Annotated in this window: 1 protein-coding gene; it reads right to left on the reverse strand. The window is 68.7% G+C overall.

Annotated elements, in window-relative coordinates; all coding sequences use genetic code 11:
- Positions 1–30 precede the first annotated feature (30 nt).
- Positions 31–4,602, reverse strand: coding sequence for a hypothetical protein (locus tag EII35_RS15140; RefSeq protein ID WP_125229295.1), 4,572 nt, complete (start codon positions 4,600–4,602; stop codon positions 31–33).
- Positions 4,603–4,613: the final 11 nt, after the last annotated feature.

The raw sequence follows: 4,613 nt of genomic DNA on the forward strand, positions 1-4,613 counted from the left end.
CACCCAGTTCGGCGGTTCGGGAATTCAGGATCATCGGCGGCGGTACCTCTCGGTCCTGAGCTCGGTGTAGCCGGGGGCGTCGCCGTCCTGGTGGCGATGCCAGGCGTCGGCGAAGAGCTGGGGGAGGGGGACCCGTGGCACGACGATGTCGTGGTGCTGTTCCAGCTTGGGGATGTCCTCGAGGTCGTAGAAGGGAGCCTTCCAGGCCTCCAGCGGCAGGTGTGGGGTCGTGGCCTCCAGCCAGCCGCCGGGGAGGAAGTAGGAGCGTCCCGCTCGGGCGCGTTTCGCCTCGATGATGAGTCCCTTCTCGACCAGCGGTGCGGCTGCCTTGACCCGGTGGGTCTTCTTCCAGCCGTTCCAGGTCCCGATGTTCCTGTCCGTTGGGTTGGGCAGGGCCAGCAGTTGGAGCCAGTAGCGGGCCGAATCCTCCGGCAGGTCCAGGGTGGTCTGCACCTCGGCGACGATCTGGGGTGCGGAGGTCAGGGGGTCCGGTGCCCAGCCGTCGCCTGGGGTGCGCAGCCATTCCTGGAAGACGGCGAAATGCCCTGCCGCCACGGCGGCCAGGTTGGCGATGCGGCGGCTCCAGTAGGAACTGACGGTACGCATGGTTCGGGCGCGCTGGAGTTCGAGTTCCCAGTCCTCGACCTTGGCGGGGTCGAAGGTCAGCTGGTCGTCGTGCTCGCCCCGGGTGAGGGTCCACGGGCCGACCTGCTGGATCGTCCCCTGTGCGGTGGCGGCGAAGGTTGGTAGGCCGAGGATGGCGCGGATCCTGTCCTTGGTGTCCGAGTACATGTTTCCCTCGATCTGTCGGTTGCGGCTGGTGGTGAGCATGGGTTCCAGTCGGTCGGCGAGCCATGGGCGCAGCGGGTCGTTCAGGGGAAGCCGGGCGGCCAGCCACAACCAGCCGGGCAGGTCATCGAGGCTCGCCTCGTCCGTGGTCACGTGGTCGACTCCTCGGTTGCTGCCGGGGTAGCGCACCGCCGGTTCGGCGTCGGCGAGGACGTCCCCGGGGAGGGTGACGATGTTGCCGGCGTTGCTCTTCCAGCACGCGATCATCGCGTCGACGTCGAGGCCGTGCCGGACCGTCCGCATCGGGTCGGCCACCCCGGCCCGGACCAGCTTCATCAGCAGCCCGTGGGTGAGCCCTTGGAGGAACTTCCGTGCGGTGGTGGCCTCGGCGGCCTTGAGGCCGAGGAGTTCCCGGATCTCCTTGGGCAGCCAGTTGTCCTCCCACCAGTCGAGGTTCGATATTCCCGCCAGGAGAATCTTTGCCGCGGGCAGCGACCATCCGGTGGCCTCGGCGAAGCGTTCCGGTGCGGTGGGGTCCCATTCGGGTCCGCCGCCCTTCAGTAGCGCCTCGAAGGCGGCGCGGTGGACGTCGAGGTCGATCCCGCTGGAGCGGTCGACCAGTTCGGTGGGCCTTCCTGCCACCTCGGCGGGGATTCCGCCACCCGGGGACAGCAGATAGAAGAACAACTTGTCGTGATCCCAGTTGGAGTCGAGAACGACAGCGGGGCCAGTTGGGGTGTCCACTCGGTCCCCGTACTTGAGGTCTGTGTTGCGTATTCCCCGGGGCTGAATGGTGCGGAAGATCACGGTCTCGGGGCGGTGCAGCCCGCTGTCCAGGACCGCCCCGAACGCCGCAGCGGTCCCTTGGATCAGCTCCGTCGAGGCGAGGGGAGTGCAGGCCCCCGCGAGGAACAGCTCCGGATGGAGGAGGAGGGAGCGCGCCGTGGAGCCAAAGCTCCGCTGCTCCCACCGTTTCCCGGCCAGGGCGCGGACGATCATGGCGCACTCGTCCCGGGTGAGTACATGGACATCCCACGAGTTGGGAGGGCTCAACCACCTCACTGCCTTGTTTGACGGCGTCCATTGCCCGAAGGTCCGGGAGGTGTCTGTTGTGCTGCCCTCCGTGAGTTGCCGCAGTTGCTGGACCCTCCGGTTGATGGTCAGCGCCAGCCAGCCGACGGTCGTGGTCAATGCGGGGTCGGTGGTGCCGAGCAGCTGCTTGGCCGCCTCGATCGCCGTTGCTGGGAGGGATTCGGGCTCCTCATGGGTCCACTCCGGCAGGGCCGCGATGAGGTCGACCACATCCACCGCCTGGATGGTGCGCATGCGGGCGCTGACGGCCTCGTCGCGGACGCGGAGGTGGTGCCAGCCCGCGAGTGGCAGCCTGTGCAATAGGTGGCTCCCGCCCTGTGCATTGCGGGCTCGCAGGAGAGGGGCGAGGTTCTCCGCATGGAGGTTGCCGCCCTCGGTGACCAGCCAGTGGCCGCCCCCGGGACGGGCCAGACGGCCCTCGAGGTCGTCGACGTCGCGGTCGGGATCCTGGCCGCTCCGCCACGAGAAACCGTCGATCCCGTGGGCGCGGAACTCGCCTTCGCGATTCAGGAGCACCCAGCCGTGCTGGCCATCGGCGACACCCAGGGGTGAGTCGAGGGTGTCGGGGGTCGCCGGGAACCACTGGAGGTGCTCGGGGTCCATGGCGAATCCGTCACGGAGATCCGACTCGACGAGCTCGGCCAGACCCGGGGGGAGCGAGGCTCGGCCGAGCTTGCCGGTGATCGGATCCAGGGCCTGGACCTTCAACCAACCATCGTGACTCCAGTGGGCGGTGCCCTCCGTCGCCACGGTGCGGAGGCGGTTGAACGTCGGGAACACCTTCGCCGAGGGGCGGAGCAGGGCCGGGCCGATCAACCGGCCGCCCTCGACCTCCACCGAGACCGCGGCGGAGGAGCGAAACGCCCCCCAGTCCGGTTGCTTGTGGTGGGTGGCGGGATCGCTGGCCCAGGTGAGGGGGTTCGTCCACGACTTGGTTCGGCTGAGGCAGGCGGTGTCCTCGCCCACCCGGAACCAGACCCATTCGGAGAAGCGTCTGCCGTCGGGGACGTCGATGGTGACATCCGCGCCGCGCTGCTCGCCCTTGACCCAGATGATGCGGTTCTTCCGGGTCACGCCGAACCAGGGCCAGGACTCCTGGACGGACACCTCGTCGGGGTCGGCCTCGTCGTACCCGAGTTCGGCGGCTGCTGCCTCGAGGGCGGGCCAGGTGAGTTCGGTGAGCAGGCCGTCGCGGATGGCCTTGGCGGTGAGTTCCGCGGGGTCGGCAAAGGACTCGAACCGCTCCAGTTCCTCCGCCAACTCGGCGCGGGCGGCAGGGATGTGGAGGTCCCTCAGACGGTCGAACTCCTTGAAGAACTCGGGTGCGGTGGAGTCCTCGGTGAGGGTGGTGGTGGCCCAGCGATGCAGGAGTTGGCGGCTGCCCTCGTGGGCCACCAGCACGTCGAGAAGCCCATCGAGGTCCACCTCGTCCAGTGCGGCCGCAGCCTTGCTGGCGTGCTCGCTGGCTGCCAGATGCGTGAGGTCAGAGCGGCGGTCATCCCACAGCCAGCCACCGAGGCGTAGGCGTTGCCGGTCAGGGTTGCTCGATTCGATGAACTCCACCCGGCAGCCCCGCGAGAGCAGGGCATCGACCAGTTCGGCAGTGACACGAACGGGAGGGCAGCGGAAGCTGATGGTTCGTCCGCCCAGGCGTGGGAGGGAACGGATGAACTGGGACAGGTCCGCTGGGAGGACGGAGGAACGTTGGGACTCGCGGAGAACGAACCGCCTCAGCCAGTCGGTGACGTCCAGGGTGTCGGAACGCATCTCCTCGATGACCCCTCCTGCCTCGAGCAGGTCGAGCCAGGTCCTCATCGTCACCGTGCCCGGGGTGAGGGTGAACAGCGCCTGTCTCACCTCGCCGGAGTTCCGGGCCATCGTGGCGAGGGGCTGCGAGTAGGACTCCCAGAAACTCTGTGGAGCCGTACCGAGCGACGGGGAGCGCAGCAGGGCGGTCAGCAGACGTTCGTCGACCTCCGACTGCTGGGCCCCTGCCGCCTTCACCAGGCGCTGGATGTCCTTCTGGAGGCTGGAGTGCGGGGGAACGCCACCGTTGGTGCGACCGATGATGAGTTGGATGAACTGTTCCAGCGCGGCAGCAGGTTCACAGCGGTCTAGAAGGGCCTTGGCCTCGATGGTGAGTTCCTTGGCGCTGAGCACCCCGGCGAGGGCGAACTCCAGGAGGGCGTGACGGTGCCGCTCCTCGTCGACGGGGACGTTGTGGACGCGCTCCACCGTGCGGGCCTTCGTGAAGTAGGCGCCGGCGTACTGGCGGTTCTCCTGGGCCAGGAAGATGCGGGCCGCCTCCTCCAGGAAGGTGGGGAGGAAGTGCGGGGCGGAGGAGGCGAGCCGGGTGGCGAGGTCGTCCAGCATCGTTCTCGCGGCCTTCGGCTTGGAGCGGGCGAGGCGCTCTGCGCGGTGGAGGTCGCCCACCAGGTTGACGGCATGCCGGGCGTTGGCGGGATCGTTCAGGATCGGCCAGGCGGGGAAGCCGATGGCTCGGACACGGATGTGCCCGACCGGACGCGAGGCGTCCGGGGCAAGGCCGAGGACCGCCAGGGCGATGTCCTCGGCGTCGGTGAGGGGTTCGCGGACCAGTCGGACGACGGTGCGGTCGTCCATCGTGGGGTGGGTGTAGCTGCGGGCCACCAGGGGGGTGGTGTCTGCGACGGGGGTCGTCGCGACACCACCCAGTTCGGCGGTTCGGGAATTCAGGATCATCGGCGGCGGTA

Source organism: Arachnia propionica (genome assembly GCF_003932785.1).
GTDB lineage: Bacteria > Actinomycetota > Actinomycetes > Propionibacteriales > Propionibacteriaceae > Arachnia > Arachnia propionica_B.

What these genes read in the sequence shown, in the direction of transcription:
- EII35_RS15140 (WP_125229295.1), bottom strand. Translation starts at nt 4,602, where the DNA reads ATGATCCTGAATTCCCGAACCGCCGAACTGGGTGGTGTCGCGACGACC.